At 67.6% G+C, this 26,689-nt stretch carries 21 protein-coding genes; 12 read left to right on the forward strand and 9 right to left on the reverse strand.

Going from position 1 to position 26,689, the window contains the following annotated elements:
* Window positions 1–60: 60 nt before the first annotated feature.
* The 4 genes from AC3QLZ_RS17225 (at window position 61) to AC3QLZ_RS17240 (ending at window position 4,616) form a co-directional block, all read left to right on the forward strand.
* On the forward strand, window positions 61–1,542 hold the full coding sequence (locus AC3QLZ_RS17225) for a type IV pili methyl-accepting chemotaxis transducer N-terminal domain-containing protein (RefSeq protein ID WP_014237144.1): 1,482 nt from the start codon (window positions 61–63) through the stop codon (window positions 1,540–1,542).
* 153 nt (window positions 1,543–1,695) lie between these two features.
* A complete protein-coding gene (locus AC3QLZ_RS17230) occupies window positions 1,696–2,004 on the forward strand; it encodes a c-type cytochrome (protein WP_014237145.1) in 309 nt (102 codons plus the stop codon).
* A gap of 135 nt (window positions 2,005–2,139) precedes the next feature.
* The gene (locus AC3QLZ_RS17235) at window positions 2,140–3,975 is read left to right on the forward strand and encodes a sensor histidine kinase (RefSeq protein WP_014237146.1); all 1,836 of its coding nucleotides are present in this window, start codon (window positions 2,140–2,142) and stop codon (window positions 3,973–3,975) included.
* Window positions 3,972–4,616 (forward strand): response regulator transcription factor, encoded by a 645-nt coding sequence (locus AC3QLZ_RS17240; protein WP_014237147.1) that lies wholly within the window; start codon window positions 3,972–3,974, stop codon window positions 4,614–4,616. Before AC3QLZ_RS17235 ends, AC3QLZ_RS17240 begins: the two co-directional genes overlap by 4 nt.
* A 6-nt stretch (window positions 4,617–4,622) precedes the next feature.
* Here AC3QLZ_RS17240 and pdxR read toward each other — a convergent pair whose 3' ends face one another.
* Window positions 4,623–6,191: a MocR-like pyridoxine biosynthesis transcription factor PdxR gene (gene pdxR / locus AC3QLZ_RS17245; RefSeq protein ID WP_014237148.1), complete on the reverse strand. Its 1,569-nt coding sequence runs from the start codon at window positions 6,189–6,191 to the stop codon at window positions 4,623–4,625.
* Window positions 6,192–6,307: 116 nt separating this feature from the next.
* On the opposite strand from pdxR, the gene AC3QLZ_RS17250 reads away from it, so the two are divergent.
* Window positions 6,308–6,748: a carboxymuconolactone decarboxylase family protein gene (locus AC3QLZ_RS17250; RefSeq protein WP_014237149.1), complete on the forward strand. Its 441-nt coding sequence runs from the start codon at window positions 6,308–6,310 to the stop codon at window positions 6,746–6,748.
* 213 nt (window positions 6,749–6,961) lie between these two features.
* Here AC3QLZ_RS17250 and AC3QLZ_RS17255 read toward each other — a convergent pair whose 3' ends face one another.
* The 4 genes from AC3QLZ_RS17255 to AC3QLZ_RS17270 all read right to left on the reverse strand — a co-directional run bounded on the left by AC3QLZ_RS17255 (window position 6,962) and on the right by AC3QLZ_RS17270 (window position 10,331).
* A complete protein-coding gene (locus AC3QLZ_RS17255; protein ID WP_014237150.1) occupies window positions 6,962–7,252 on the reverse strand; it encodes a hypothetical protein in 291 nt (96 codons plus the stop codon).
* Window positions 7,253–7,348: 96 nt separating this feature from the next.
* Window positions 7,349–7,990 carry a hypothetical protein gene (locus AC3QLZ_RS17260; protein WP_130458240.1) on the reverse strand — a complete coding sequence of 214 codons (642 nt, stop codon included), beginning with the start codon at window positions 7,988–7,990 and terminating at the stop codon, window positions 7,349–7,351.
* Between the two features lie 158 nt (window positions 7,991–8,148).
* Window positions 8,149–8,631, reverse strand: coding sequence for a hypothetical protein (locus AC3QLZ_RS17265; RefSeq protein WP_130458241.1), 483 nt, complete (start codon window positions 8,629–8,631; stop codon window positions 8,149–8,151).
* Window positions 8,632–8,927: 296 nt separating this feature from the next.
* Window positions 8,928–10,331, reverse strand: coding sequence for an NAD(P)H-dependent oxidoreductase (locus tag AC3QLZ_RS17270; protein WP_162097135.1), 1,404 nt, complete (start codon window positions 10,329–10,331; stop codon window positions 8,928–8,930).
* A gap of 199 nt (window positions 10,332–10,530) precedes the next feature.
* On the opposite strand from AC3QLZ_RS17270, the gene AC3QLZ_RS17275 reads away from it, so the two are divergent.
* The 3 genes from AC3QLZ_RS17275 (at window position 10,531) to AC3QLZ_RS17285 (ending at window position 14,548) form a co-directional block, all read left to right on the forward strand.
* A complete protein-coding gene (locus AC3QLZ_RS17275; RefSeq protein WP_014237153.1) occupies window positions 10,531–12,621 on the forward strand; it encodes a c-type cytochrome in 2,091 nt (696 codons plus the stop codon).
* 202 nt (window positions 12,622–12,823) lie between these two features.
* Window positions 12,824–13,558, forward strand: a complete 735-nt coding sequence (locus AC3QLZ_RS17280; RefSeq protein WP_014237154.1) for a c-type cytochrome — start codon at window positions 12,824–12,826, stop codon at window positions 13,556–13,558.
* A 36-nt stretch (window positions 13,559–13,594) separates the two neighbouring features.
* Window positions 13,595–14,548 carry a c-type cytochrome gene (locus AC3QLZ_RS17285; RefSeq protein WP_014237155.1) on the forward strand — a complete coding sequence of 318 codons (954 nt, stop codon included), beginning with the start codon at window positions 13,595–13,597 and terminating at the stop codon, window positions 14,546–14,548.
* A gap of 102 nt (window positions 14,549–14,650) precedes the next feature.
* Here the strand turns inward: AC3QLZ_RS17285 and AC3QLZ_RS17290 are convergent, their stop codons facing one another.
* Complete coding sequence (locus tag AC3QLZ_RS17290) at window positions 14,651–15,406, reverse strand: SDR family NAD(P)-dependent oxidoreductase (protein ID WP_014237156.1); 756 nt, start codon at window positions 15,404–15,406, stop codon at window positions 14,651–14,653.
* A gap of 133 nt (window positions 15,407–15,539) precedes the next feature.
* On the opposite strand from AC3QLZ_RS17290, the gene AC3QLZ_RS17295 reads away from it, so the two are divergent.
* Entirely contained in the window at window positions 15,540–16,481 is a 942-nt protein-coding gene (locus tag AC3QLZ_RS17295) for a LysR family transcriptional regulator (protein ID WP_014237157.1), read from the forward strand.
* A 97-nt stretch (window positions 16,482–16,578) separates the two neighbouring features.
* Here the strand turns inward: AC3QLZ_RS17295 and AC3QLZ_RS17300 are convergent, their stop codons facing one another.
* Window positions 16,579–17,559: a TraB/GumN family protein gene (locus AC3QLZ_RS17300; RefSeq protein WP_492783281.1), complete on the reverse strand. Its 981-nt coding sequence runs from the start codon at window positions 17,557–17,559 to the stop codon at window positions 16,579–16,581.
* A gap of 151 nt (window positions 17,560–17,710) precedes the next feature.
* Window positions 17,711–18,565: an alpha/beta hydrolase gene (locus AC3QLZ_RS17305; protein ID WP_157870613.1), complete on the reverse strand. Its 855-nt coding sequence runs from the start codon at window positions 18,563–18,565 to the stop codon at window positions 17,711–17,713.
* Between the two features lie 313 nt (window positions 18,566–18,878).
* Between AC3QLZ_RS17305 and AC3QLZ_RS17310 the strand changes: the two genes are divergently transcribed.
* The 3 genes from AC3QLZ_RS17310 (at window position 18,879) to AC3QLZ_RS17320 (ending at window position 25,296) form a co-directional block, all read left to right on the forward strand.
* Complete coding sequence (locus tag AC3QLZ_RS17310) at window positions 18,879–22,643, forward strand: autotransporter outer membrane beta-barrel domain-containing protein (protein ID WP_014237161.1); 3,765 nt, start codon at window positions 18,879–18,881, stop codon at window positions 22,641–22,643.
* 72 nt (window positions 22,644–22,715) lie between these two features.
* A complete protein-coding gene (locus AC3QLZ_RS17315) occupies window positions 22,716–23,402 on the forward strand; it encodes a class I SAM-dependent methyltransferase (RefSeq protein ID WP_014237162.1) in 687 nt (228 codons plus the stop codon).
* A 286-nt stretch (window positions 23,403–23,688) separates the two neighbouring features.
* Window positions 23,689–25,296 (forward strand): methyl-accepting chemotaxis protein, encoded by a 1,608-nt coding sequence (locus tag AC3QLZ_RS17320; protein ID WP_014237163.1) that lies wholly within the window; start codon window positions 23,689–23,691, stop codon window positions 25,294–25,296.
* A gap of 131 nt (window positions 25,297–25,427) precedes the next feature.
* Here AC3QLZ_RS17320 and AC3QLZ_RS17325 read toward each other — a convergent pair whose 3' ends face one another.
* On the reverse strand, window positions 25,428–26,621 hold the full coding sequence (locus tag AC3QLZ_RS17325) for a metallophosphoesterase (RefSeq protein WP_014237164.1): 1,194 nt from the start codon (window positions 26,619–26,621) through the stop codon (window positions 25,428–25,430).
* Window positions 26,622–26,689 lie beyond the last annotated feature (68 nt).

Below are 26,689 nucleotides of genomic sequence, written 5' to 3' on the forward strand. Positions count from 1 at the left end.
GACGAGAGAAGGTGCGCCTTCTCTCGTCTTTTCATTGGTCACCCCTAGCCGGAATCGCCCATGTTCAGTCCCAAGGAAAGCCGACGCTGCAGCCGGGAGCTGCTGTCGGACATCCCCCTCTTCAACGGCCTGGCCGACAGCGTGACGGACCAGCTGCTGGCCGCCAGCCGGGTCGTCTCCATTCCCGCCCACACCCAGATCTTTTCCGTGCAGAGCCCAGTCAAGGAAGCCTTCGTCCTGGTGCGCGGCACCCTGCGCCGCAGCACCCGCCTGGCCGGCGAGGTGGAGAAGACCCTGGAACTGATCCAGAGCCCCCAGCTCCTGGCCCCCGGCGAAGTGTTCGGCGCCGAGCGCTACACCTCCCAGTGCGAGAGCCTGGGCAGCAGCCTGATCCTGGTCATCGACGCCTGGCGCCTGCGCGCCATCGTGCAGCAGGACCTGCCCCTCAGCGACCGTCTCATCCAGCTCCTGGCCCTGCGCCTGCGCAGCACGGAATGCGACGTCACCAGTTACCACTACGGCCTCTCCGCCACCCAGCGGGTCCTCGACTACCTGCTGGCCCAGGGCGGCGAAGCCCTCAAGTCCGCCGGCGAAACGCCGGTGACCCTGCGCCCGAGCAAGAAAATGATCGCCGCCCGCCTGGGCATCACCCCCGAGTCCTTCTCCCGCTGCCTGCGGGAGCTGATCGACCTGGGCCTGATCGTGGTGGACGGGCGCATCCTCTACATCCAGAACGCCGCCCTGCGGGATTACGAAAACGGCAACCCGGAGCGGCGCATGAGCTTTTCCCGGCGCGAGCGGGCCGAGATCATCCGTCCCCGCAAGAAGCTGTCCGCCGGCGCCCTGGTCAATCTCTGCGGCCGCCTGCGGGTCCTCTCCCAGCGCCTGGCCACCTCCTGGGCCATGATCGCCACCGGCCTGCCGCCGGCCAAGTACCAGGTGCGCCTGCGGGCCCTGGTGGGGGATTTCGAGCGGGTGGACAAGCGCCTCGACGGCCTGGCGCTGGCGCCCCAGGTGGGCGAGCGGCTGCAGGCGGTGCAGGCCATCTGGCCCGCCTACCGGGAAGCCCTGCTGGGCAGCGCCACCCCGGCCGAGGCCGCCGCCGTGCTGGGGCTCAGCGAAAAGATGCTGGAGGCCACCGACGCCATGACCAAGGCCGCCGAACTGTGCGGCGAGACGCCGGACGCCCACTACGTGAACACGGCCGGGCGCAACCGCATGATCTCCCAGCGGGTGTGCAAGCTCTTCCTCTTCTGGGACTGGCCCGGCTGCGAAGACCTGGGGGAGCCGGCCCTGACCGAATCGGTGCGGGAATTCGCGCGCAACCTGACCGAGCTGCAGCAGAACAGCCACGGCGTGGCCGAGCTGGCGCTGCAGCTGAAGGAGGTGGACGCCCAGTGGCAGGTCTTCATCGCCTCCCTGCTGCCCGACCTGTCCCGGGCCCGGCGCACCCACCACGCCCGGGTGGTGTTCACCGAAGGCGAGCGCCTGCTGCGCCTGATGGATACCACGGTGAAGCTCTACGAGCGGCTGGGCAAATGAGGCCCGCCCGCCGTTCTTGACCGGGATCAAGCCTGCACTTCGCCAACTGACTGGTAACAAAGGATTATTTCCGGGCCGCCGGCCGCGGCGCGAAAAACTTGCCCGGGCCGGCACAGTGCCGCTTTCCAACCACTACACCGAAGGAAGCGTGCCATGAAATCCACCCACCTCTCCCTGCTGGCCCTCGGCGGCCTGTTCCTGCTGGGCAACGCCCAGGCCGACGAAGCCCTGGCCAAGGCCAAGAACTGCATGTCCTGCCACCAGGTGGCGGTGAAGGTGCTGGGCCCGGCCTACAAGGACGTGGCCGCCAAGTACAAGGGCGATGCCGGCGCCGTCGACAAGCTGGCCGCCAAGATCAAGGCCGGCGGCAAGGGCGTCTGGGGCGAAGTGCCCATGCCCCCCAACAACGTCACCGCCGACGAAGCCAAGAAGCTGGCGACCTGGGTCCTCTCCCTGAAGTAAGCCCTCAGCCTTATCCGGCGGACCTCGGCGCCCTCCCGTCGCCCGGTCCGCCGTCCTGTCTGGCTGTCCGGCAGGTCTGATCCAAGCCCGGCCCTGGATGCCCCTTCGGCGCCTGCCCCGGCTACAATCCGGGCCATGCCTGCCTGCCGCCGTACCCCCTTCTCCGCTTTCATTCCCGCCTCCCTCGCGCCGGCCCTGGGCCGCTGCGGCGCGCTCCTGCTGCTGGGCCTGTGGGCCGCTGCCGCCGGCGCTGCGGACATCCGCCTCGGGGTGCTGGCCTGGCTCGGCTCGGAAGAGGCCGAGGTGCAGTGGAAGCCCCTGGTGCAGGAACTGGAGCGGCGCCTGCCGGGCCACCGCATCCAGCTGCGCCAGTACGACCTGGATGAACTGTCCCAAGCCCTGCAGGGCGGGGAGGTGGAATTCGTCGTCACCAACCCGGGCCACTACGTCGCCCTGGAGGCGGAGCACGGCATCAGCCGCATCGCCACCCAGGTTTCCGCCCCTTCCCAGGACCCGGCCCACGTGGTCGGCTCCGCCGTGGTGGTGCTGGAGCGGCGGCGCGACCTGCGCCGCCTGGAAGACCTGCGCGGCGCCACCCTGGCGGCGGTGGCGGAGGATGCCTTCGGCGGCTACCAGCTGATCTGGGCCGAACTGCTCCGCCACGGCCTGGACCCGGAGCAGGGCCAGCCCCGGCCCCTGTTCACCGGCTTCCCCATGCCCCGGGTGGTGGAGGCGGTGCTGCGCGGCGAGGCCGACGCCGGCGTGCTGCGGGCCTGCCTGCTGGAGCGCCTGGAGCGGGAAGGGACAGTGCCGCCCGGCCGCCTGCGGGTGCTCTCGCCCCGGGCCGACGTGGGCCATTGCGGCGTCACCTCCGCCCTCTACCCGGGCTGGGCCTTCGCCGCCGCCCGGGGTACCGACCCGGCCCTGTCCCGGGCCGTGCTGCTGGCCCTGCTCTCCCTGCCGGCGGACGAGGGCGGCCAGACCTGGAGCGTGCCCGCCGACTACCACCCGGTGCACGAGCTGTTCCGCGAACTGAAAATCGGCCCCTACGCCTTCCTGCGGGAGACCGGCTGGGATGCCCTGTGGCGCCGCTACTGGCCCTGGGCGGCGGGGCTGGTGCTGCTCCTGCTGGGTGGCGGCCTGTACACCCTGCGGGTGGAGCATCTGGTGCAGCGGCGCACCCGGGAACTGACCTTCGCCCTGGCCGAGCGGCACCGGCTGGAGGCCACCCTGCGTTCCGGCCAGGAGCAGATGGACCATCTCTCCCGCCTCTCCATCCTGGGGGAGCTGGCCGGCACCCTGGCCCACGAACTGAACCAGCCCCTGGCCGCCATCGGCAACTACGCCCGCAGCCTGCTGCGCCGCCAGCAGGCCGGCAACCTGACGCCCGAGGCCCTGCAGCAGGCGGCGGCAGAGATCGCCAGCGAATCGGAGCGGGCCGCCGGCATCCTGGGCGGCATCCGGGCCTTCGCCCGCAAGCGCAGCCGGGTGCGGCAGCTTTGCGATTTGGCCCAGCTGGTGCGGGAAAGCGCCGACCTGCTGCGGGGCATCCAGGCCAATGCCCCGGCCATCGCCCTGGAAGACGCCCTGCCGCCCGGCGGACGCCAGGTGCTGGCGGACCCGCTGCAACTGCAGCAGGTGCTGCTCAACCTCTTCAAGAACGCCTGGGACGCCCAGGAGGCCGTCGGCAGCGATGCCCCCATCGCCGTCAGCCTCAGTGCCGGGGAAGGGCGCTGCCGCGTCGCCGTGCGGGACCACGGCGGCGGCCTCAGCCCCGAACTGCAGCAGCGCCTGTTCGAACCCTTTTTCACCACCAAGCCCGACGGCCTGGGCCTGGGGCTCTCCATCTGCAAGACCATCATCGAGGCCCACGGCGGCGAACTGGCGGCCGCCGCACCCGCCGACGGCCCCGGCCTGGTCCTGCACTTTTCCCTGCCCCTGGCCGCTGACGGCGAAAGCACGCCCCTATGAACACCACTGCCACGCCCCCGGTCATCCACGTGGTGGATGACGAAGCCCCCTTCCGCCGCTCCCTCCTGTTCCTGCTCGAGTCCGTGGGCTGGCAGGCGGTGGGCCACGAATCGGCGGAAGCCTTTCTCGCCGCCGCCCCCGCCTTTTCCGCCGGCGGCGGCTGCCTGGTGCTGGACATCCGCATGCCCCGGGTCAGCGGCCTGGAACTGCAGCGGCGCCTCAAGGCCGGCGATCCGGCCGCCAATCCCTTCCCCATCATTTTCATGACCGGCCACGGCGACGTGGAACTGGCGGTGCAGGCCATGAAGGAGGGGGCCGTGGATTTCCTGCAGAAGCCCTTCAAGGATCAGCAGTTCCTCGACACCGTGGAGCGGGCCGTGCAGCTGAGCCTGGAACGCCACGCCGCCAGCCGCCGCCACCAGGAGGCCCGGGAATGCCTGGAGCGCCTCTCGGCCCGGGAGCGGGAAGTGGCGCGGCTGCTGGCCCTGGGCCAGGCCAACAAGGAAGTGGCGCGGGCCCTGGGCATCAGCGAAAACACGGTGCACGTGCATCGTCAGCACGTCATGGAAAAGACCGGCACCGGCAGTGCCGCCGAACTGGCCCGGCTGATCCTGCGGGCCGACCCGGCCGGGCTGGACTGAGAGTCGTCAGACGCCGGCGGTTGCCCGGCCCCTGTTGCCGGCCGCTGCCGCGTTGAAGGATTCCAGCACCGGCGCCATGGTGGCCATGCCGCGCCGGATCGCCGCCTCGTTGCAGGCGGAGAACCCCATGACCAGCCCCGGCGGCGCCGGCTGGCCCATGCCGTAGAAAGAGATGGGCCGGGCTTCCACGCCCCAGGCGCCGAGGGCCGCGGCCACCGCCCGGTCGTCGCTGCCCCGGGGCAGGAGCGCGGTGGCGTCGAGGCCGGTGGTGATGGGCAGCATCGTCAGCAGGCCGTCGAGCTGGGTGGCGCACTCGTGCTGGAAGCAGGCGGCCCGCTCGCCGTAGAGGCGACGCATCTGGCGTAGGTGGCGGGCGAAATGGCCTTCGCCGATGAAGGCGGCCAGCACCGCCTGGGGCAGGATCGGGGCGTGGCGCACGGTGAGGGAGATGGCCGAGGCGAAGGGTTCCGCCAGCCATTCGGGCACCACCGCGTAGGCCAGGCGCAGGGCGGGAAAGAGTAGCTTGCTGAAGGTGCCCAGGTAGATCACCCGGTCGTGGCGGTCCAGGCTTTTCAGGGCCGGCAGGGGCGCCCCGTCGAAGCGGTACTCGCCGTCGTAGTCATCCTCGATGATGATCCGCCGGCCCGCTTCGGCCCAGGCCAGCAGGGCCAGGCGCCGCTCCAGGGGCAGGGTGCCGCCCAGGGGCGACTGGTGGGCGGCGGTGACGTAGGCCAGTCGCGCATCCGCCGCCGTCGGCAGGGCGTCGGTGCACAGGCCCAGCCGGTCCACCGGCACGCCCTGCACCCGGGCGCCGCCCAACTCGAACAGGCGGGCCGCCCCGGGATAGCCCGGGTCTTCCACCAGGGCCGTATCGCCCGGGTCCAGCAGCAGGCGGGCGCACAGGTCCAGGGCCTGCTGGGCGCTGGACAGGATCATCACCTGGCCCGCATGGCAGTCGATCCGCTGGGAATAGCGCAGGTGCTCGGCGATGGCCCGGCGCAGGGGCAGATGGCCGGCCCCGTCGCCGTAGCCCATGTCGTCGGGCCGCAGGCCGCGCCCCTGCTGGTGCGTGAGGCGCTGCCAGACGGCGTGGGGAAAGGCCCCCAGGTCCGGCTGGTTGGGGCTGAAGGGCCGCCCCAGGACCATACCCTCCCGGGAGAGGAAAGGGCTGTTCGCCAGCAGTTGTCCCTGGCGCGACAGCCGGGGGCGGTTGGCGGCGGCATCGTCCGTCTCCGCCCTGTCGGCGGCGGCAGCGCGGGCAACGCCCGGGGCGGTGCTGGTCCGGGGCTGCGCCGTGCCGGCCGCGGCGATGGGCAGGGCCGCAGCCACGGTGGTGCCGCTGCCGGTGGCGCCGCTGAGATAGCCTTCGGCGATCAGCTGGTCGTAGACGGCCACCACGGTGCCCCGGGAGATGGCCTGCTGGCGGGCGAAGTCCCGGGTGGAAGGCAGGCGGCACCCCGGCGCCAGGCGCCCGGCCAGGATCGCGGCCCGCAGCTCCCCGCACAGCCAGCGTTGCAGGGTCACGCCCTCGGCCCGGGGAGCCAGGGCCAGCTCCAGTTCTGCGGCACGTTTCATGGCAAGTGGACCAATCAAATGGTCGATAAATGGACGTATGCATCGTACCACCGGCCCATTAGGATGGCCCCATCCTGCAGCGCGGGATTCCCCCAACTCTCCCAAGGATGGAAACCATGGAACAACGCTTCGATATCGGCAAACTGATCCCCGACGGCTACAAGGCCATGTTCGGCGTGCACACCTACGTCCAGGGCGCCGGCCTGGACCTGGGCCTGCTCGAACTGGTGCGCCTGCGCGTCTCCCAGATCAACGGCTGCGCCTTCTGCGTCGCCATGCACGTGCCCCTGGCCCGCAAGTACGGCCTCAGCGAAAACCAGATCAACCTCACCGCCACCTGGAAGGAAGCCCCGGTCTTCGACCCCCGCCAGCGTGCCGCCCTGGCCTGGGCCGAAGCCGTCACCGCCCTCAGCGGCCAGGAAGTGCCGGACGCCATCTACGAGGAGGTCAAAGCCCACTTCAGCCCGGTGGAAATCGCCAACCTGACCCTGTGCGTAGTCGAAATCAACGGCTGGAACCGCCTCATGGTCGCTTCGCGTACGCCGCCGTTGCTGTAGGTCGGAGCGGGAAAACAAAAAAGCCAACCCTGGGGTTGGCTTTTTTGTTGGGGCTGATTGCCGCTAGGCACTGGCGTGGTTTTAGGGCTGCTACTCTCAAACATAGAAGAGAGCATCGCATTCTCGGTATTCCCACGAGCAAGGCGATTCCATTCGCGGAGCGACTGAGCGTCATGTTAGAGCGCATTAAGCCGCCAGCTTTGAATGCGCAAGTCAAGGTGCGATCTTTCTTTTTAGGTTTGTGATTACCACTTGAACCGAATGGTTCTTGCGATCTACACGCGCTGAACTGATAACGATTGTATCTTTGGGATTGTCCGCTGCCACGTACAACTCAAAGATTCTGTCATCGCCATCGAAGACCGTTCCAAGTGTGAGATTGGCCTCCCATTCCTTGGGGGGCGACTCGTATTCCTCCAGCGCTTTGTGCGAGGCAACCCGGGCGAGCTCCTGAAGTTTGTCTAGCTCCTTCGGGACAGCGTCTGTACGATTGGCGGGCGGCATGGGTGTGCGCTTTAACGTTGGAGGTAAGGGGCTGCGGCGCGAAAACGATGGATCGGAGAAGCCAGGCCGGTTCCGCAGTCCCGCTTGACCGAAGGATTAGCTATTTTCTTTAACGTTAATCAAAGCAGATTGAACTAAGGCGGAACGCAATTCGGTTAGTTCTTCAGTGCCAAGAACTTGCCGCAAACCTCGAATGACCGTAGATATTGCGAGATCTGCTGATAATGGTTGTCCTTGCCATTCTGGTCCCATGTTTTCTTGCCCAAGAACATCTGCAAGGGTTTTGTACATTTCTTCGATTTTCTGTTGCCGATCTTCGGCACGTTCAGCGTTACGTAGATACCAATCGCTTGCGCCAATCTTCCGTAGAGCACCCTCAAATTTTTGAAGGTCTGAATCGAGATCATTGGTTAGCCAGACGGCGTGTTTATTTCGAATTTGAAATAGCGTTGAGGCGTGCGGCAAAACATTTTCTGTTGGTCCTTCGCGAAACAAGGTGCCAAGCGTAGCAAACACCTCTTGAACGTACTCTTCACAAAAGATCACATGTTTATCAAAGGCAACATCCGCCATGTGGGAGCTGGCCCCAATAGCAAACTGATGCTCGGAAGCTTGAAGAATCAATTGACGTTCGTGTGCAGCTTGATCCCGTAAAGTCTGAACCAATGCAGCAACGAGTGAGCCAACGAGAGGAACGGCGGCAAGCTGCTGGATAAGCTCCCCATGTGGCAGCAACACATAAGCCGCAGCCGATCCCAAGAATACGACAGTAAGTACAGCGTAGAGGGGCTTTGGGGCTAACGTTTGATGTGAGGGGTCGCCGCATCGGCGAAGCCGGGAAGGGAGGCCACAAGCGTAGCTTGCGGCCTCCCTTTTGACGGAATTGTTAGCGAATTTCACGGTAGATTAGAAAGAACAATTTTTTGAAGAGTCGCTAGTTTTTTTGACGGATCCTTGCCTGATAACGGTGAAATAGAGACGTTTGGCAAGGGTGAAAAATAAGACGATATTTCAGGAAGCTGGAGTCGAGCGTGCTCACACCATTTGTACTCAATAGGAATCACGATCACATTGTCTCTTGCGTACAAATTATTAATTATTTTCGCGGATAAGTTCTGTGGTTCTTTTGTGGGGCAAAAGGCAGAAAAAATATACTTTGGCTCGATTCCATTTTTACCCAGCTCTTCTATTCTCTTTTCATAGGCATCTTCATAGCCATCTTTTCCAAGGTCATCATTTGATTGTGGAAGAACAAGAAAGTCATGGTCTCCAAAAGAATATGTGCTGCCTTTGTGGAATCGACTTCTCGAAAACAACTGCTTAATCAAATAAGTTTTGCCCCAGTTTTGAAAACCCGTGAGTAAGAAAACTTTGCGCATGACTATCCTATTCGCTAACGTGAAGTGATGGCATAACTGCCATATAAGCCGGCGGAATGCCGTATAAGCAGAAAATAGTGGCAGCCTGGGAGGCTTTCATATACAGAATTTCGTTAGATTGGCAGCAATGCCGCGAGGATAGATGGCAGCCATAAGTGGCACCTGTTCAACGTCGCGATGATTTTGCCAGTCGGTCAGCTAAATGTCATTTTTATGAGCTTTCCCAACGACTTCATGGGGACGCTTTTCCCCACGTCTCCTTCGGTTTCGTTCAATCCCATCTGCGGCCCGCCAACTCAGCCCCCATCCCCCAGCGGCTTCTCCTCCCGCTTCAACTCATGGGGCCTGGCTCCCAGGTCGTTCCATGGGGTGCCGTGGCTGCGGGCCTGGGTGAACCAGCGGAGTTTGGCGGCCAGGCGGAACAGCCAGGCGGGGAGGAGGGGGCGGGCCATGGAGGCGCTGGCTTCGGAGGGGATGCCGCGGCCGGCGGCCAGGGCCGGGGCGGCTTGGCGGAGGGCGGCGATCTGCTTGCGGAACATGAAGCCCATGCTGGCCAGGGGTTTGCCGTGCAGCACTTCGCCGGCGCCCATGGCCAGTCCGCCGGCCCAGCCGAGTCCGGCGTTGTGGGCGAAGCGGCGCAGCTGGGCCATGGCGGAGCGGTTGTGGGCTGCTTCCGGGTAGCCGCTGTTGAGCAGGCCGGCGATCCGCTGCAGGCGGCCGGGCTGGGTGGCGATCTGTTCCATGGCCTTGAGGACCAGGCCCGGCAGGCCGTCCACGTAGAGGGGGGCGGACACCACCAGCAGCTCGGCTTCGCCCAGGGCGGCCAGGGCGGCGTCGGCGCGGCGGCCGGGCTTGATGAAGTCGATGACGTGCACCAGGGTGACGGCGACGCCCTGCCGTTCCAGGTTTTCCGCCAGGCTGCGGGCCAGGGATTCGGAGGTGCTTTCGCCCTTGGGCCGGGCACTGCCCACCAGCAGGGCGGCGCGCTGCACCGGCGCCGGCGGCAGGGCCGGGTCCGGCGCGCAGGCCCGGGCCAGGGCGTCCGCCGGCGGGTGGTGGGGGAAGGGTTCGCCGTCGCTGCCGGCCAGGGCCTGGGCGAAGCCGGCGGCCAGGGCCTCTTCCCAGGGGGCGGTGGCGGGGGCCAGCACCAGGGTGTGGAAACGGGGGGCCATGAGGTTGATGGCGTTGCCGCCGGCAAAGGCGGCGAACAGTTCCCGGGCCGCCGCATCGGGCGCGGCTTCCAGGCCGACGAAGAGCATGGCCGGATAGCGCTCGTAGCGGGGCTGGTGGCGGGTGACGCCGAGGGATTCGTGGAAGAAGGGGTGGATCACGCCCAGCAGCCGGTCCAGGGCGCCCTTGAGGGAGGGCCGGTAGCCGCCGTGGAAGAGGGGAGTCACCATCACCGCCAGGTCGGCCTGCTGGAAGGCCTTGGCGATGGCGTTGGCGTCATCCTGGGTGCGGCACAGGCCGGGGGTCTTGGTCCAGCATTCGAAGTCGCCCAGGCAGGGGGCCAGGCGCACCTCTTCCAGGCGGAAGCGGCTGATCAGGGCGCCGCTGTCGGTGGCCAGGGCGGCCAGCCGGTCGGCCACCCGGCGGTCGGGGCCGTCGTCGTCGGGGGTGGCGTCGAGGATGAGGATGCGGCGGTCGGCGGCGGGTGTGGTGGGCGGCTGCATGGGCGAGTGGAATAATGGAATTGGCATGATGTTGCCATGATCCCGGGGCCGGGGAAATGGCGATGTGCAGCGGGGAGGGCAGGTCGGGGCGCCCAGGACAAGCGGTTTAGGCAGCCGCCGGCAATAGTCACTTTCGGTTATGGCCCTAACCGGATATCCGAATAGGCGCGGCGGGGCACCCTCCCTAGACTTGATCCCAAACAAACCAAGTACAGGGAGTACAGCCATGACCCATGTCCCATCCGTGCCTGCAGGGGCGCCGGCCGGCGCCTTGACGCGCCTGTGGCGCAGCGCCGCCGCCACCTTCCTCCTCTCCGCCCTGGCCGCCGCCGGCCTGGGTCGGGCCGAAGCCGCCGATGCCGGCCAGATCGCCCGGGGCGAATACCTGGCCCGCCTGGGCGATTGCGTTGCCTGCCACACCGCCGAAGGCGGCAAGTCCATGGCCGGCGGCCGGGAACTGGCCACGCCCTTCGGCGTGCTCTTCTCCACCAACATCACGCCGGACAAGGAAACGGGCATCGGCAACTACACCTTCGCCCAGTTCGACCGGGCCATGCGCAAGGGCGTGGCGGCGGACGGCCACAACCTCTACCCGGCCATGCCCTATCCCTCCTACGCCAAAATGACCGGCGAGGACATGCAGGCCCTCTACGCCTACCTGATGCAGGGCCTGGCGCCGGTGAAGCAGGCCAACAAGCCCACCGCCATGCGCTGGCCCTTCAACCAGCGCTGGGGCCTTTCCCTGTGGAACTGGGCCTTCCTCGACGCCACTCCCTTCCAGCCCGACGCCGGCAAGGACGCCACCTGGAACCGGGGCGCCTACCTGGTCCAGGGCCTGGGCCACTGCGGCGCCTGCCACACGCCCCGGGGCATCGCCTTCCAGGAGAAGGCCATGAGTGACGCCGGCAGCAAGGGCAAGCACTTCCTCGCCGGGGAGACCGTGGAATCCTGGCGCGCCCTGAGCCTGCGCGGCCTGTGGACGGTGGAGGACACCGCCCTGTTCCTCAAGACCGGGCAGAACCGCTTCGCCACCGCCTCCGGCAACATGGCCGAGGTCATCCACCACAGCACCCAGCACGTGAAGGACGAGGACCTGGTGGCCATCGCCACCTATCTCAAGTCCCTGCCCCCGGGCGAGCATGAACTGCCGGCCCCCAGCGTGCCCCGCAGCGAGGTGGCGGGCAAGGTGCCGGGCAATCTCTTCAGCTCCCGCGGCGGCCTGGCCTACGTGCAGTTCTGCGGCGACTGCCACCGCCAGGACGGCAACGGCGTCAGCAAGATCTTCCCGCCCCTGGCCGGCAACCCGGCGGTGACGGCGAAGGACCCGGCCACCCTGCTGCACATCACCCTCACCGGCTGGAAGACCGCCTCTACGGCGGCCCATCCCCGGGTATTCACCATGCCCGGCTTTGCCCGCCTCAACGACCAGGAGCTGGCCGAGCTGATCACCTTCGTCCGCAGCAGCTGGGGCAACGGCGGCGAAGCCGTGACCGCCTCCCAGGTGAAGAAGATGCGGGCCGAAGTGGTGAAGCAGGACCCCAAGGCCATCGACAACAGCAAGTTCGAGACGCCGCGCCTGGCCGACATGCTGGCCAAGCCCAACGCCGAACAGCTGGTGCGCGGCATGCGCCTGCACCTGGAAACCAAGGACCTGCTGCCCAACCATGTGGGCGACCAGCTCAACTGCACCAGCTGCCACCTCAATGCCGGTACCGTGGCCGACGGCTCGCCCTTCGTCGGCGTCTCCGCCTTCTTCCCCAGCTACGCGCCCCGGGCCGGCCGCATCATCACCCTGGAGGACCGCATCAACGGTTGCTTCAAGCGCTCCATGAACGGGAAGCCCCTGCCCGTGGAGTCGGCGGACATGAAGGCCATGGTCGCCTACTTCGACTGGATGAAGGGCGCCACCAAGCCGGAAGACAAGGTGCCCGGCCGCGGCATCGGCAAGATCGACCGTTCCCTGAAGCCCGATAGCGACAACGGCAAGAAGATCTACGCCGAGCAGTGCGCCGTGTGCCACGGCGAGAACGGCGAAGGCCTCAAGTCCGCAGACGGCAAGATGGTCTATCCGCCGCTGTGGGGCGACGAGTCCTTCAACATCGGCGCCGGCATGGCCCGCACCTATACCGCCGCCGCCTTCGTCAAACGCAACATGCCCATCGGCTTCCACGGCAAGTTCCCCCTGGGCCAGGGTGGCCTCTCCGACCAGGAGGCCCTGGACGTGGCCGAGTACTTCAGCCACCAGCCCCGCCCGGACTTCCCCGAAAAGGTGAAGGACTGGCCCAATGGCAAGAAGCCGGAGGATGCCCGCTACTGAGGCCCACCCCTTCATCCAGCTTTCCGACCCGCCTTGAGCCTGAGGCTGCCGCCCCCTCCCGGGGCGGCTTTTTTCCGGGGGGCGGATCGAGATTGACGTAACCGAGGAGAAACCCGACCCCCAGCCATCTGCATATGCATTCAGAATAGAGAGCGCCCGACCGCTCCGTCACTCATTCCCGAACTTCGAGAGGAGATACCCCATGAGAAAACTGATTACCCCGCTGCTCTCCGGCCTCCTGTTGCTGCCGGCGCTGCTGCCCCTGTCGGCCCAGGCTGTCGACGGCAGCGACATCATGCAGAAGGGCGGCGCCAATCCGGCGGCCATGCCCTGCATCACCTGTCACGGCACCGACGGCAAGGGCATGGCCGCCGCCGGCTTTCCGCGCCTGGCGGGCCTGCCCGAGGCCTACATCGCCAAGCAGCTGGCCGATTTCAAGGCCGGCCGCCGGGAGAATGCGGTGATGCAGCCCATCGCCCAGTCCCTCACGCCTGAGGAAGTGGCGGCCGTGGCCAAGGCCTACGCCGAGCTGCCCAAGGTCAATATCAAGCCCGGCCCGGTGGAGCGGCCCCAGCCTGGCAGCGGCGCCTGGATCGCCCTGCGCGGCGCCTGGGAGCGCAACATCCCCGAATGCACCCTGTGCCATGGCCCCGCCGGCGTCGGCGTGGGCGACACCTTCCCGCCCCTGGCGGGCCAGTCCGCCCTCTACATCGAGAACCAGCTGAAAGCCTGGCGCGGCACCAAGGCCGTGGCCGCGACCCGCAAAACCAAGGCGGTGGCCGCCGTGCCGCCCAGCCGCCGCAACGACCCCAACGGGCTCATGGCCCATATCGCCGTGGATCTGAGCGAAGCCGAGATCAAGGCCGTGGCCGACTATTTCGCCGGCCTGGGGGAATCCAAGGAAGTCTTCGACGAAAGCCAGCATCGCCTGCGCTGAGACGAACGTTCCCCCTACATCGAAAGGATTCCCGCCATGAAAAACGCCAAGATTCTTGCCGCCCTGCTGGGCAGCATCTGCCTGTTCGCCGGTGTTGCCCAGGCAGCCGACACCGCCAACACTCTCCGTAATTCCCGCCTGGACGACCAGACCCAGCTGCCCAAGGCCCCGGCCAAGCCGGTGAGCCAGCAGTACTTCCAGCCCCCGGCCGACACCGACATTCCCAACAACGCCTTCGGCGAACTGGTGCGCCGGGGCCAGGACCTGTTCATGAACACCAAGGCCCTGGCGCCCGAATACGTGGGCAACGAGATGAACTGCGTGAACTGCCACATCGACCGGGGCCGCAAGGCCAACTCGGCGCCCCTGTGGGCGGCCTATCCCATGTATCCGGCCTACCGCAAGAAAAACAACAAGGTGAATACCTATGTGGAGCGCATGCAGGGCTGCTTCCAGTTCAGCATGAACGGCAAGCCGCCGGCGGCCGACAGCGAAATCCTCACCGCCCTCACCACCTACGCCTACTGGCTGTCCACCGGCGCTCCCACGGGCAAGGCCCTGCCGGGACGGGGCTTCGACGAGCCGCCGCCGCCCAAGGGCGGCTACGACATCGCCCGGGGCAAGGCGGTCTATGAGAAGCAGTGCCAGCTGTGCCACGGCGAAAACGGCGAGGGCAAGAAGGTGGGCGTCACCTCCGTCTTCCCCGCCCTGTGGGGCAAGGACTCCTACAACTGGGGCGCCGGCATGCACCGCATCAACACCGCCGCCGGCTTCATCCAGCACAACATGCCCCTGGGCCGGGGCGAGACCCTCTCGGACCAGGAGGCCTGGGACGTGGCCGCCTACATCAATTCCCACGAGCGGCCCCAGGACCCGCGCCTGGTCAACGGCAGCATCGACGAGACGCGCAAGCGCTACCACGCCGACGACGGCGTCAATCTCTACGGCGTGGTGGTGAACGGCAAGAAGCTGGGGCAGGGCGTGCAGTAGGCCCGGCTGTTTCCCTTATTCCCAACCCCCGGAAAGGGGCCATGACAGCCCCCTTTCCTTTTCGCAGCCGTACCGCTCCAGGGACGGCTGCTTTTTTTTTGCTCAGAGGAACATGCCGCCGGAAGCCTCGATGCGCTGGGCAGTGATCCAGCCCGTCTCCTCCGACAGCAGGGCGGCCACGGCATGGCCGATGTCGTCCGGCTGGCCGACCCGGCCCAGGGCGGTCTGGGCGGCGATGAAGGCGTTGAGCTGGGCGTTGTCGCGCACGGCGCCGCCGCCGAAGTCGGTCTCGATGGCGCCGGGGGCCAGCACATTGACGGCGATGCCCCGGGGCCCGAGTTCCTTGGCCAGGTAGCGGGTCAACACCTCGATGCCGCCTTTCATGCTGGCGTAGGCGGCATAGCCGGGCAGGGCGAAGCGGGCCAGGCCGGTGGAGACGTTGAGGATGCGCCCGCCGTCGTTGAGCAGGGGCAGAAGGGCCTGGGTGAGGAAGAAGGGCCCTTTCAGGTGGGTGTTCATGAGCAGGTCGAACTGGGCCTCCGTGGTCTCGGCGAAAGCGGCGTTGATGCCCATGCCGGCGTTGTTCACCAGGAAGTCGAAACGCTCCCGCTGCCAGGTCCCGGCCAGGGCCTGGCGCACCGCCTCGGCGAAGGCGGGGAAGCCGGCGGCTTCATCCACCGCCAGGGGCAGGGCCACGGCACGGCGGCCCAGGGCCTCGATCTGGGCGACGACGGCAGCCGCCTCGTCGGCCCGGCTGCGGTAGGTGAGGATGATGTCCACGCCGCGGGCGGCGAGCTTGAGGGCGGCGTTGCGGCCCAGGCCCCGGCTGCCGCCGGTGATGAGTGCGATCTTGGTCATGTCTGGCTCCTTGAAGGTGGGGGAGGGCCGGCTTTGGGGCCGACCGTGGAAGCCAGTCTATTGATCGAAAAGTGCCGGATAAATACGCGGTATTTGTTTAGACTGTTCGTCATTCATAGACAATGAGGGCGCCATGGACCAGCTCGACGCCATGCAAATCTTCCTGCGGGTGGCCGAACTGGCCAGCTTCACCCAGGCCGCCGACAGCCTGGGCCTGCCCAAGGCCAGCATTTCCGCCGCCGTGCAACGGCTGGAGAGCCAGCTCGGCGCCCGCCTCCTGCACCGCACCACCCGCCGGGTGCAGCTGACCCAGGACGGCCTGGCCTACTACGAGCGCAGCCGGGACCTGCTGGCGGACATGGAGGAACTGCAGACCATGTTCCGCCGTGACGAAGCCCAGCTCAGCGGCCGCCTGCGGGTGGACATGCCGGCCGGGACGGCGCGCCACGCGGTCATGCCCCGGCTGCCGGAGTTTCTCGAACGGCACCCGGGGCTGGAGGTGGAAGTGAGCAGCACCGACCGCCGCGTGGACCTGGTGCGGGAAGGCTTCGACTGCGTGCTGCGGGTCGGCGCCCTGGGGGATTCCTCCCTGGTGGCCCGGCCCCTGGGCCAGTTGCGCCAGCTCAACCTGGCCAGCCCGGCCTACCTGGAACGGCACGGCACGCCCCATTCCCTGGAAGACCTGGCCGCCCACCGGCTGATCCATTACGTCCCCATCCTGGGGGGCAAGTCCCCCGGCTTCGAATACGTGGACGGGGCCGGGGAGCTGCGCCGCATCCCCATGGCCGGGGCGGTGACGGTGAACAATTCGGACGCCTACACCGCCGCCTGCCTGGCCGGTCTGGGCCTCATTCAGGTGCCGCTGGCGGGCATGCAGGCCCTGCTAGAGGCCGGGTTGCTCCTGCCGGTGCTGCCCGAGTTCAACGCCCCGCCCATGCCGGTGCATCTCCTCTATGCCAACCGCCGCCACCTGCCGCGCCGGGTGCGGGTCTTCATGGACTGGCTGGTGGAGGTGGTGGCGGACTATGCTGGCGGCGAGGCGGCGAGGCGGCGAGGCGGCGAGGCGGCGGGATGAGGGCGGTGCTGAGGCAGAAAGCGGTGATGCAGGAGGCGGTGATGCAGGAGGCGGTGATGCAGGAAGGAGCGGGCCACCTGAGCCGCCCCGGCCGCCTTCAGGGCCGGGCGAAGTCGATCCGTTCCACCGTGTAGCCCTTCTTCTGCATCAGGGCGGGCAGGCCGGTGGGGCCGAACAGGTGCAGGCTGCCGACGCCGGCGAAGACCCGGCTGCCCTGGCGGTGCAGCTGGTCGATGCGTATGGCCATGTCCGGGTTGCGCTCGTTGAGCAGGCGCTGCATGGCCTTGCGTTCCACCGGCGTTTCCATGCACTCGCACCAGGCGGGATAGTCCGCCATGGTGGCGTAATCCCCTTCCTCCCAGGCCTTGGCCAGGCGCCTGAGGGCGCCCAGGGCCTTCTCCGACTCCAGGGAATTGAGGCTGGCCTCGACGAAGGCCTGGGTCTCACGGGGCGTCTTCATGTGCAGGGCCTTCATCTGCAGTTCCGGTTCCTCCAGGGAAACCACCGGGCGCTTGGTGCCGTGGCCGAAGCCGGCCAGCATCATGTCCAGGGCATAGGTCGGGTCCAGCCCTTCCTTCTTCGCCAGCATCACCGTCAGGGTCACCACCTGCAGTTCCGGCGACAGGGCGGCGATGGCGGCGTAGGGCAGGCAGGAGGCCTCTGCCTGGCGACGGATCCGCTCCTGCAGTCCGGCCGGCAGTTTTGGCCCCTTGCGGGACAGCATCAGCTGCTGGATGCGGGCGGCGATGGCCGGGTCGAGCACGTCCATCTCCAGGGCTACGATGTCCGTCTCCGCCATGGCCCGGCGCATCAGGGGGCCCGGGTAGAGCCATTCCTGCTTGCCCACGTGGACCGTGCCGTAGAGGTAAGAAGCACGCCCGTCCTTCTCGATGCGCCAGAGAAAGCCGTGGTCCCGGGCGTTCTTCAGGTATTCCCGGGTCTCTTCCGCCGAGGGCAGCGCGTGCTGGGTGGCGGGGCAGTCCGGCGGCGTCTGGGCTAGGCCCTGGAAGGAGAGGAGCAGGGCGACGGTGGCAAACAGCAGGCTCCGGCAGAGGGCGCGGGGTGACAGGCGTGACATATGGGACATAGCGGGGAACATGGCGGGCGTGGCGGTGTTGGCAGGTGGCGGCAAAGGGGAATCGGCATTGTCCCCCGGCCGGGGGCGTTGGCAAGTACGGTAGGGGCGGCGGAGGCGGCAGGGGGGCTGAGGGCGGCGCTGGTGGCCGCTCTCAGGGCAGGGGCTTGCCGTTGCTCCTGGGGCCGAGGGGAAATTCCGGCGTCTGGCGCGGATCGGGCCAGCCCTGGCCGTGGCTGGCCTCGGGCACCAGCTTCAGGTTTTCCTGCCGCGGCCCCAGCAGGGCCGCCGGCCAGCGGCGGGCCAGTTCCGCCGGCATTACCGTGTCCCGCCCGCCGATCCAGTGGATTTGGGACATGGCGGCAAGCCGCTGCGCCTGGTCAGCCGGGTTGAGGGAGCTATCGAGGGGCGTCAGCCGGTGGTAGGCGGTCCACGCCCGGTGGTCCAGATTGCCGGCGATGGTCACCAGACGGACCACGTCGCTGCGGCGGGCTGCCAGCAGGGCCGCCACGGCGCCGCCGCCGGAGTAGCCCACCAGCACTAGGGCGCGGGCCTCCTGGCGTGCCTTCAGCTGGTCCAGGGCCCGGTCCATGGCGTCGATCACCTCCGGCGCGAAGCGGCCGTCGGTCCAGTAGCGCTGCGCGCAGTGGGCCGCGCCGGACTCGGCGTACTGGCAGGGCCGGGCCAGGTAGGCCGCCTTGCCTTCCCGCTGGGCCAGGGCCAGTTGCAGCAGCAGGGGCGAGACCGGGGTGGGGTCGGCCGAGGGCTGGCTGGGATTGAGCCAGGCCAGGCCGTCGCCCTCGATATACACCGCCAGGGTGTCCCCCTGGCGGGGCGTCACGGGTTCGTAGGTGCGCAGGGTGAAGGGCGCTGCCGTGAGCGTGCCTTTCTGCCATTGCCTGGCGGCCGCCAGGTTGTCGGCATGGTCCTGCCGTTCGCGGGGCGAGGGCAGGGCGGTGCAGGCGCCCAGGGCCAGGCTGAGGAGGACGAGCACGAATCGGTATTTCACGGACATGGGTATCGGCGCGGAGTGGTCAGGCGAAAGCCCGATGATGGCATGAAAATGTCATCGTAGCGGAGTCATCTGGCGTAATCGGGGCGCATAAGGCGCGTCTTTACAAAAAAATAACAGGAAATGACAGCTTCAAGCTTCTGACATTTGTTTACAATCGCGACGACATAACGCAATGGCATTGTCTGGCGGCGTGGGAATTCGCGCCGGGCCGCAGTCGGTAGCCGCCGCCGTTGCGCCAGGTCCCTCGTGTGCGCCGAGTTGCCGGCCCGCATTTTTCTTGCCCGTTCTCGTTTCAGGTCCATTGATGATGAATAAGTACCTTCCGGTGAAGCAGGCCCGGCGCGGCCCCCTGTGTGCCTTCGTTCCCGAGCGGCGCAAGACACTGGCTGCCGCCATCCAGGCCTGCTTCGGTGCCGACTCGCGGCGCTGGCTGGCGACCCTGTGCCTGTCCCTCGGCATGCCCGCGGCCCAGGCCGTCAACGGCAACTGGAACGGCAGCGTCAGCTCCGACTGGGCGACGGCGGGCAACTGGGCCTGGTCCGGCGCGGTACCCACCGCCGGTGACGACGCCCTGGTCAGCGTGGCTACCGGCAATACCCCGATCATCGGCTCCGCCACCGCCGCCCATGCCAACACCGTGGTGGTGGGCGGCGGCAGCAACGGCATCCTGACCATCCTGGGGACTCTCAATTCCGCATCCGGTCTGCTCGGCAACAACCTGGGCACGCCCACCACCTCCGGCAGCGTCACCGTCTCCGGGAGCGGCGCCAACTGGAGCAACAGCGGCGATCTCCATATCGGCAACTACGGCGTCGGCGTGCTCAATGTGCAGGGCGGCGCCAGCCTATCGGCGGGCAACTTTTACCTGGGTTCCACCAGCGGTACCAACGGCAGCCTGATCCTGAGCGGCAGCGGTTCCACCGCCACCAGCGGCGGCTACGCCTTCATCGGCAACTCGGGAACGGGCACCCTCAACGTGGGCAGCGGCACCACCCTGACCAGCGCTTCCGGCGGCGTTCTCGGCCTGTATGGCGGCAGCAGCGGCACGGCCACCATCAACGGTACCTGGAACATGGGCAGCGGCAATCTGGTGGTGGGCAGCGGCGGCCAGGGCAACCTGACCATTTCGGCCGGCGGCGACGTCAGCAACGCGGTCGGCAGTATCGGCAGCGCCAGCAACGGCCTGACCAGCAGCGTCACCGTGATCGGCACCGGCAGCTCCTGGACCAACAGCGACCGTCTTTTCGTCGGCGTCTACGGCAAGGGCCAACTCGACATTCTCTCCGGCGCCACAGTCAGTAGCGGCGATACGGCCTTGGCCCGCTACGCCGGCTCCACCGGCACCGTCAACGTCAGCGGCGCAGGTTCCTCCTGGGGGATCGGCGGTTCCCTGCGGGTGGGCGGCGACATCACCGATGCCGCCAATCCGGGCGGCACCGGCACCCTCAATATCTCGAACGGCGGCCTGGTGACCAGCTCCGCCGGCAGCATCGGCGACAGCCAGAACGCCGTCGGCAGCGTCACCATCGACAACGCCGCCTGGAACATTTCCGGCCGCCTGGGCGTGGGCAACTTCGGCAAGGGCACCCTGACGGTGCAGAACGGCGGCACCCTGACCTCCACCGGCGGTCTGGTGGGCTGGCAGAGCAGCAGCACCAACAACTCGGTGCTGGTGACGGGCACCGGCTCCACCTGGACCATGAGCGGCCACCTCTACGTGGGCAACGAAGGCCAGGGCACCATGACCATCAGTGCCGGCGGCAAGGTGACCAATGTGGATGGCTTCATCGGCACTGTCGGCAACGGCGTCAGCGAAGTGACCGTCACCGGCAGCGGCTCCCAGTGGGAAAACCAGGGCGACCTGCTGGTGGGCCAGAGCAGTGGCGGCAAGGGCAAGCTCACCATCGGCAATGGCGCTACGGTGACCTCGGTGCAGGCCATCCTGGGCGACCTGGCCGGTACCACCGGCACGGCGGTGATCACCGGCAGCGGCTCTTCCCTCACCGCCAGCGGCGACTTCAACGTAGGCCGTTTCGGCACCGGTTCCCTGACCCTCGGCAGCGGCGGCACCCTCAGCAGCGACCGGGGCTATGTGGCCAACGAGGCCGGCTCCACCGGCACCGTGCTCATCAGCGGCAGCGGCAGCGGCTGGACCACCACCGGCACCCTGCATGTCGGTTCCCGGGGTGATGGCAGCCTGGTGCTCAGCGACGGCGGCGACATCACCGCCGGCAGCCTGGTCATCGCCCACAGCGCCGGCAGCACCGGCACCCTCAGCATCGGCGCCGAGGAGGGCAGCGCCGCGGCGGCGGCCGGCACCATCCACAGCGGCAGCATCACCCTGGGCGCCGGCGACGGCACCCTGGTGCTCAACCACACCGACAGCAACTACCAGCTTTCCTCCGTCATCGCCGGCACCGGCGATATCAAGGTGCTGGGCGGCACCACCGTGCTGACGGCGGTTAACACCTTTACCGGCAGCACCAGCATCGCCTCCGGCGCCGGCCTCTCCCTGGCCGACAGCGCCGCCCTGGGCGGCAATGTGACGGTGGCCCACGGCGGCACCCTGACTGTCGGCCAGAGCAATGTGGGCGGCAACATCAGCAATTCCGGCACCCTCTCGGTGCCCGAACAAAGCGGCAGCTACAAAATTTTCAGCGTCGGCGGCAACTACACCCAGGCTGGCAACGGCACCCTGCGCCTGGGCGTCAATGGCACCGGCGCCGGCCAGTACAGCCAGCTTTCCGTCACCGGCAGCGCCAGCCTCAACGGCACCCTGGCGGTGGACGTGGCCAGCGGCAGCCCCCTTACCCTGGGGGACCGCCTCAACTCCGTGATCACCGCCACCGGCGGCGTTTCCGGCCAGTTCTCCAGCATCAGCGACAACAGCACCCTGTTCAACCTGAGGGCGGTGTACGGCAGCAACGATGTGGACCTGCTTCTGGTGGCCGCCAGCAACAACGCCGTCAGCAGCGCCCTGCAGAGCACCGGCAACAGCCAGGGCGGCGGCGCCGGCGCCGTGCTCGACGCCCTCATCGCCCAGAACCCCACCAGCCAGCTGAGCCTGATGTTCGCGCCCCTGACCTCCGCCAGCGAAGTCTCCCGGGCCGTTTCCCAGAGCCTGCCCCTGCTCACCGGCAACAACGTGCTGGCCTCCCAGAGCGTCATCGCCAACGTGGGCCAGCTGATCAACAACCGGGTGGCCGCCGTCACCGGCATGGCCTCCGGCGACAGCCAGTTCGCCGACCGCCAGTTCTGGATCAAGCCCTTCGGCTCCCGCGCCACCCAGGCCGACAGCAACGGCTCCGCCGGCTACCACGCCAGCACCGCCGGCATGGTCTTCGGCCTGGACGGCCAGGTGTCCGACGCCGACCGCCTGGGCGTCGCCCTGGCCTATGCCGACGCCAGCGTGGACAACCGCTCCGCCGTCGCCCCCCACAACGCCAGCGTCAAGCTCTACCAGCTGATCGGCTACGGCAGCCGCAACCTGGCGCCCGGCACCGAACTGAGCTGGCAGGTGGACGGGGGCTACAACAGCAACCGGGGCACCCGCGACATCCGCTTCGCCGGCGTCTCCGCCCATTCCAAGTTCGACACCTACACCGCCCACGCCGGCCTGCGCCTGACCCGCAACCTGACCCTCTCCGAGCGCACCGTGGTGGCGCCCTCCGTGGGCCTGGACTACACCTGGATGCGCAACGCCAGCTACCAGGAAAGCGGCGCCGGCGCCCTCAACCTGCAGGTCAAGCGCCAGGACGTGGAGCAGATTCTCCTCTCCGCCGACGCCCGGCTCTCCCACCGCCTGGACAACGGCATCAACCTTCTCGCCAACCTGGGCGCCGCCTACGACCTGCGCAACCAGCAGGCCGCCGTCACCGCCGCCTATGCCGGCGCCCCGGGCTCCTACTTCATCACCAACGGCGTCGAGTCCGACCCCTGGATCATCCGCGCCGGCCTGGGCCTCTCCAAGCTCACCGCCGGCGGCCTGGAGATCATCGGCCGGATAGACGGCGAACATCGCCAGGGCTTCAACAACCGCAGCGCCTCCGTCAATCTGCGCTGGGCCTTCTGAGGCCGGCGCAGGGGACTGGCGCTTTTGCTTTCACCGTCAAAAGGCTGAGGGGCGGTATGGGATAATTCGCCCATGCAACCCACACCCCATGCTGCCTTTCAGAATCCCGAAGCGGTAGACAAGTACGCCGAAGGGCCCCGGCGCAACGTTCCCGGTTATCTCAGCCTGCTGCCGATGACCCGCCTCCTCATTGAGGAGCAGGTGGCCGGGCAGGGGCGGATTCTTGTGGTGGGTGCCGGCGGCGGGCTGGAGCTGGAAGACTATGCCCGAGCCCATCCCGGCTGGCAGTTCGACGGGGTCGATCCCAGTGGGCCCATGCTGGAACTGGCGGCCCAACGGCTCAGCCCGTTTTCTTCCCGGATCGCACTACACCAGGGCTATGTTCAGGATGCGCCGCAAGGCCCCTTCGATGCCGCCACCTGCCTGCTGACCTGCCACTTCGTACCCCGAGAGCAGCGCCTGCCGATGCTGCGGGAGATTCGCTGCCGCTTGAAGCCCGGGGCCCCGTTTGTCGTTGCCCATCTCAGTGCCGAGGCCGAGCAGAACAGGCGGGATATCTGGATGTCCCGCTATGCTGCCTTTCTGACCGCATCTGGCAGCAGCCCGGAACAGGCGCAGGCCACCCGGGAAAAGGTGGAGCGGGAGCTGACCATTCTCAGTCCCGAGGAGGACGAAGGCATCCTGCGCGAGGCCGGTTTCCACGATGTGCAGCTGTTTTACGCCGGCTTTGCCTTCCGCGGCTGGGTGGCCTATGCCTGAAGGCGAACACCGCCAGGGCTTCAACAACCGCAGCGCCTCCGTCAATCTGCGCTGGGCCTTCTAAGGCAACGTCAGGACCAGGCCGGCCGGTGCCCCCAGGGTGCCGCCGGCCTTTTTCTTTGCCGACCCAGGGTGATTACTAGGTTGGTGCAAATAAGCGGCTTCGTCAGCTTGGCATCAGGTATGTCGGGAATTGAACGGACATAATGCACGCGAGTCATAGGGCTTATGACTTAGGTCATAAACCAAACTCCAATGCCAACCCGCTCTCCCGAAAGGAGCCGTCATGACGATCGCCAAGCGCCTCGCCATCCTTATTCTCATCGCCGTGGCCGGACTGGTCGTGGTCGGCGCCTTCGGCCTGCGCCAGATGGGCGCCATCAACGCCAACCTCGAGTTCGCCAACGAAAACTCGATCCCCAGCATCCGCATGGTGGCCAACATGGAGTCCTCCTTCTTCCGCCTGCGCACCTTCATGCTCACCTACATCATGAGCCCCGACGCCGAGCGGCCGGCCCTGGCCCAGCAGGTGATGAACAACCGGGAGCGGCTGCAGGGCTACGTCAAGGGCTATGAGCCCCTGGTCAGCGACGACAAGGACAAGGAATACCTGGAAAACTCCAAGCGCATGCTGGCCGAGTACTTTTCCCTGATCGACCGGCAGATGGCCTCCATCCGCGCCGGCCAGGTGGACAAGGCCAAGGAGGATGCGGTCCTGGCCGGGGCCCTGGGCCGCCGCATCGCCGACAACGTGGAGGCCCACATCAAGTACAACGAGGAACTGGCCACCCAGGAAGTGCGCAAGGCAGCCGAGGCCTACAGCAGCGGCAAGGTGGTCTCCATGATCGTCATGGTGCTGGCCACCCTGGGCGTGGCCGGCCTGGGCTTTCTGGTCTACCGCCATGTGGAGCAGTCCCTGGGCAATATGGTGACCATGTTCAAGCGCATCGAGCACGACCTGGATTTCACCGGCCGCCTCGAGGTGCGGGGCAGCGATGAAGTGGCCCAGGCCTCCACCGCCTTCAACCGCCTGCTGGACCGTCTGCAGGCCAGCTTCCGGGAAATCAGCAGCCACACCGAGGCCGTCAATACGGCCGCCAACCGGGTCGCCAATGCCTCCCACGAAATGTCCATCGCCTCCGGCCACCAGAGCGAGGCCGCCTCCAGCATGGCCGCCACGGTGGAGGAGATGACCGTCAGCATCAACCACGTGGCCGATCGGGCCGGCGAGGCCAACCAGCTTTCCACCGCCTCCGGCGAGCTGGCCCACAAGGGCGAAGGCATCATCGGCGACACCGTGGCCGGCATCAACAGCATCGCCGAAACGGTGCGTCACGCCTCCGAGCAGATCAGCCAGTTGGAGCAGCAGAGCGAGCGCATCAACAACGTGGTCTCGGTGATCAAGGAAGTGGCCGACCAGACCAATCTGCTGGCCCTCAATGCTGCCATCGAGGCGGCCCGGGCCGGCGAACAGGGCCGGGGATTTGCCGTGGTGGCCGACGAAGTGCGCAAGCTGGCCGAGCGCACCACCCAGTCCACCCAGGAAATCGCCAGCACCATTCTGGAAATGCAGGCCGGGGCCCAGGCTGCGGTGCAGGGCATTCATGCCGTGGTGGAGCGGGTGGATACCGGCGTCTCCCGGGCCGAGCAGGCCAATCAGGCGATCCAGGAGATCGGCGACGGCTCCCGCCGCACCGTGGATATGGTGGGCGACATTTCCGACGCCATTCGGGAGCAGAGCGTCGCCAGCACCGCCATCGCCCAGCAGGTGGAGAAGATCGCCCAGATGTCCGAAGAGAACAGCGCCGCCGCCCAATCCACCTCCGACACCGCCGGCGAACTGGCCCACCTGGCCCAGGAGATGCAGCAGGTGGTGGCCCAGTACCGGGTGTGAGGGCCAAGGGGTGGGGCCCGAGCCTCACCGCGGCGTAACCAGCACCCGAAGCAGCAAGGAAAAAGGCGCCCATGGGCGCCTTTTTTGTCGCAGCGGGGCCAGGCTCGCCGGCCCGGAGTCAGACCACTTTCTTAAGCCCGAATCAGCCGCAGCACGGTGATTTCAGAGGGAGCGCCGAGGCGCTTGGGCGGGCCCCAGTAGCCGGTGCCGCGGCTGGTGTAGACCGTCAGCCGGCCCAGCCGGTGCAGGCCGGCGGTAAAGGGCTGTTGCAGGGGGACGAAGAAATTCCAGGGCCAGAACTGGCCGCCGTGGGTGTGGCCGGAAAGCTGCAGGTCGAAGCCGGCGGCTGCCGCAGCCGGGGCGGAGCGGGGCTGGTGGGCCAGCAGGATACGCGGCAGGCCTGCCGGGCTGCCGGCCAGGGCTGCTGCCGGGTCGCTGGCCTGGGCCGTATCGAAGGCGCCGGCCGAATAGTCCGTCACCCCGGCCAGCACCAGGCGGGCGCCATGGTGGGCGATGACGGTGTGGCCGTTGTGCAGCCCCTTGAGGCCGATGCGCTCGAACTCCGCCATCCAGGCCCCTGCGCCCGAATAGTATTCATGGTTGCCGGTGACGAAATAGCTGCCGTGGCGGCTGCGCAGCTGGCCCAGGGGCGCGGTGTGTTCCCGTAGATGCTCCACGCTGCCATCCACCACGTCGCCGGTGATGGCCACCAGATCCGCCTCCAGCCCATTGACCCGGTCCACGATGGCCTGCACGTAATCCCGCTTGATGGTGGGCCCCACGTGGATGTCGCTGAGCTGGACGATGGTGAAACCCTCCAGTGCCGGCGGCAGGTCGGCCAGGGGCACCTCCACCCGGACGATGCGGGCCACCCGCCGCGCATTGACGTAGCCGAAGAGGGTGAACAGGCCGGCGGCAGCCACCACCGCCAGGGCCGTGGGCTGCGCCAGGGAAGGCGCGCCGGCCAGCAGCAGGCCCGCATCCCGCAGCAGGGTCAGCACCAGCACCGAAGAGAAGAGGCCCATGGCCAGGCTGCCTAGCCAGCTGAGCCGGTCCGCCAGGGCCGGGTTGTTGGTGACGAAGCGGCCCAGCAGGCCCAGCGGCACCAGGCAGGCGGAAAGGGCCAGCCCGGCAATGGCCAGGGCCAGGGCGGCGGGAGGCAGATCCAGCGACGGCAGCAGGCGCCAGCCGATGTAGGCATGGAGGCCGACCATGAGCGGCAGCACGCGCCACAGGGCCCGGCGCAGGCGGCCGGGCAGGGCGGGCTGGGCCGCAGCAGCGGGCGGTGTGGCTGGGCGGGGGGAGGTCAGGGAGGCAGGGCGCATGGGGCTTTTCCAGGGAGGCCGGCGGGTAGCCGGCGGCCCCGGGCGGCACGAGGCGCGCCCGGGGAGGT

The sequence above is a fragment of the Azospira sp. MPR-LB4 genome, assembly GCF_058809525.1.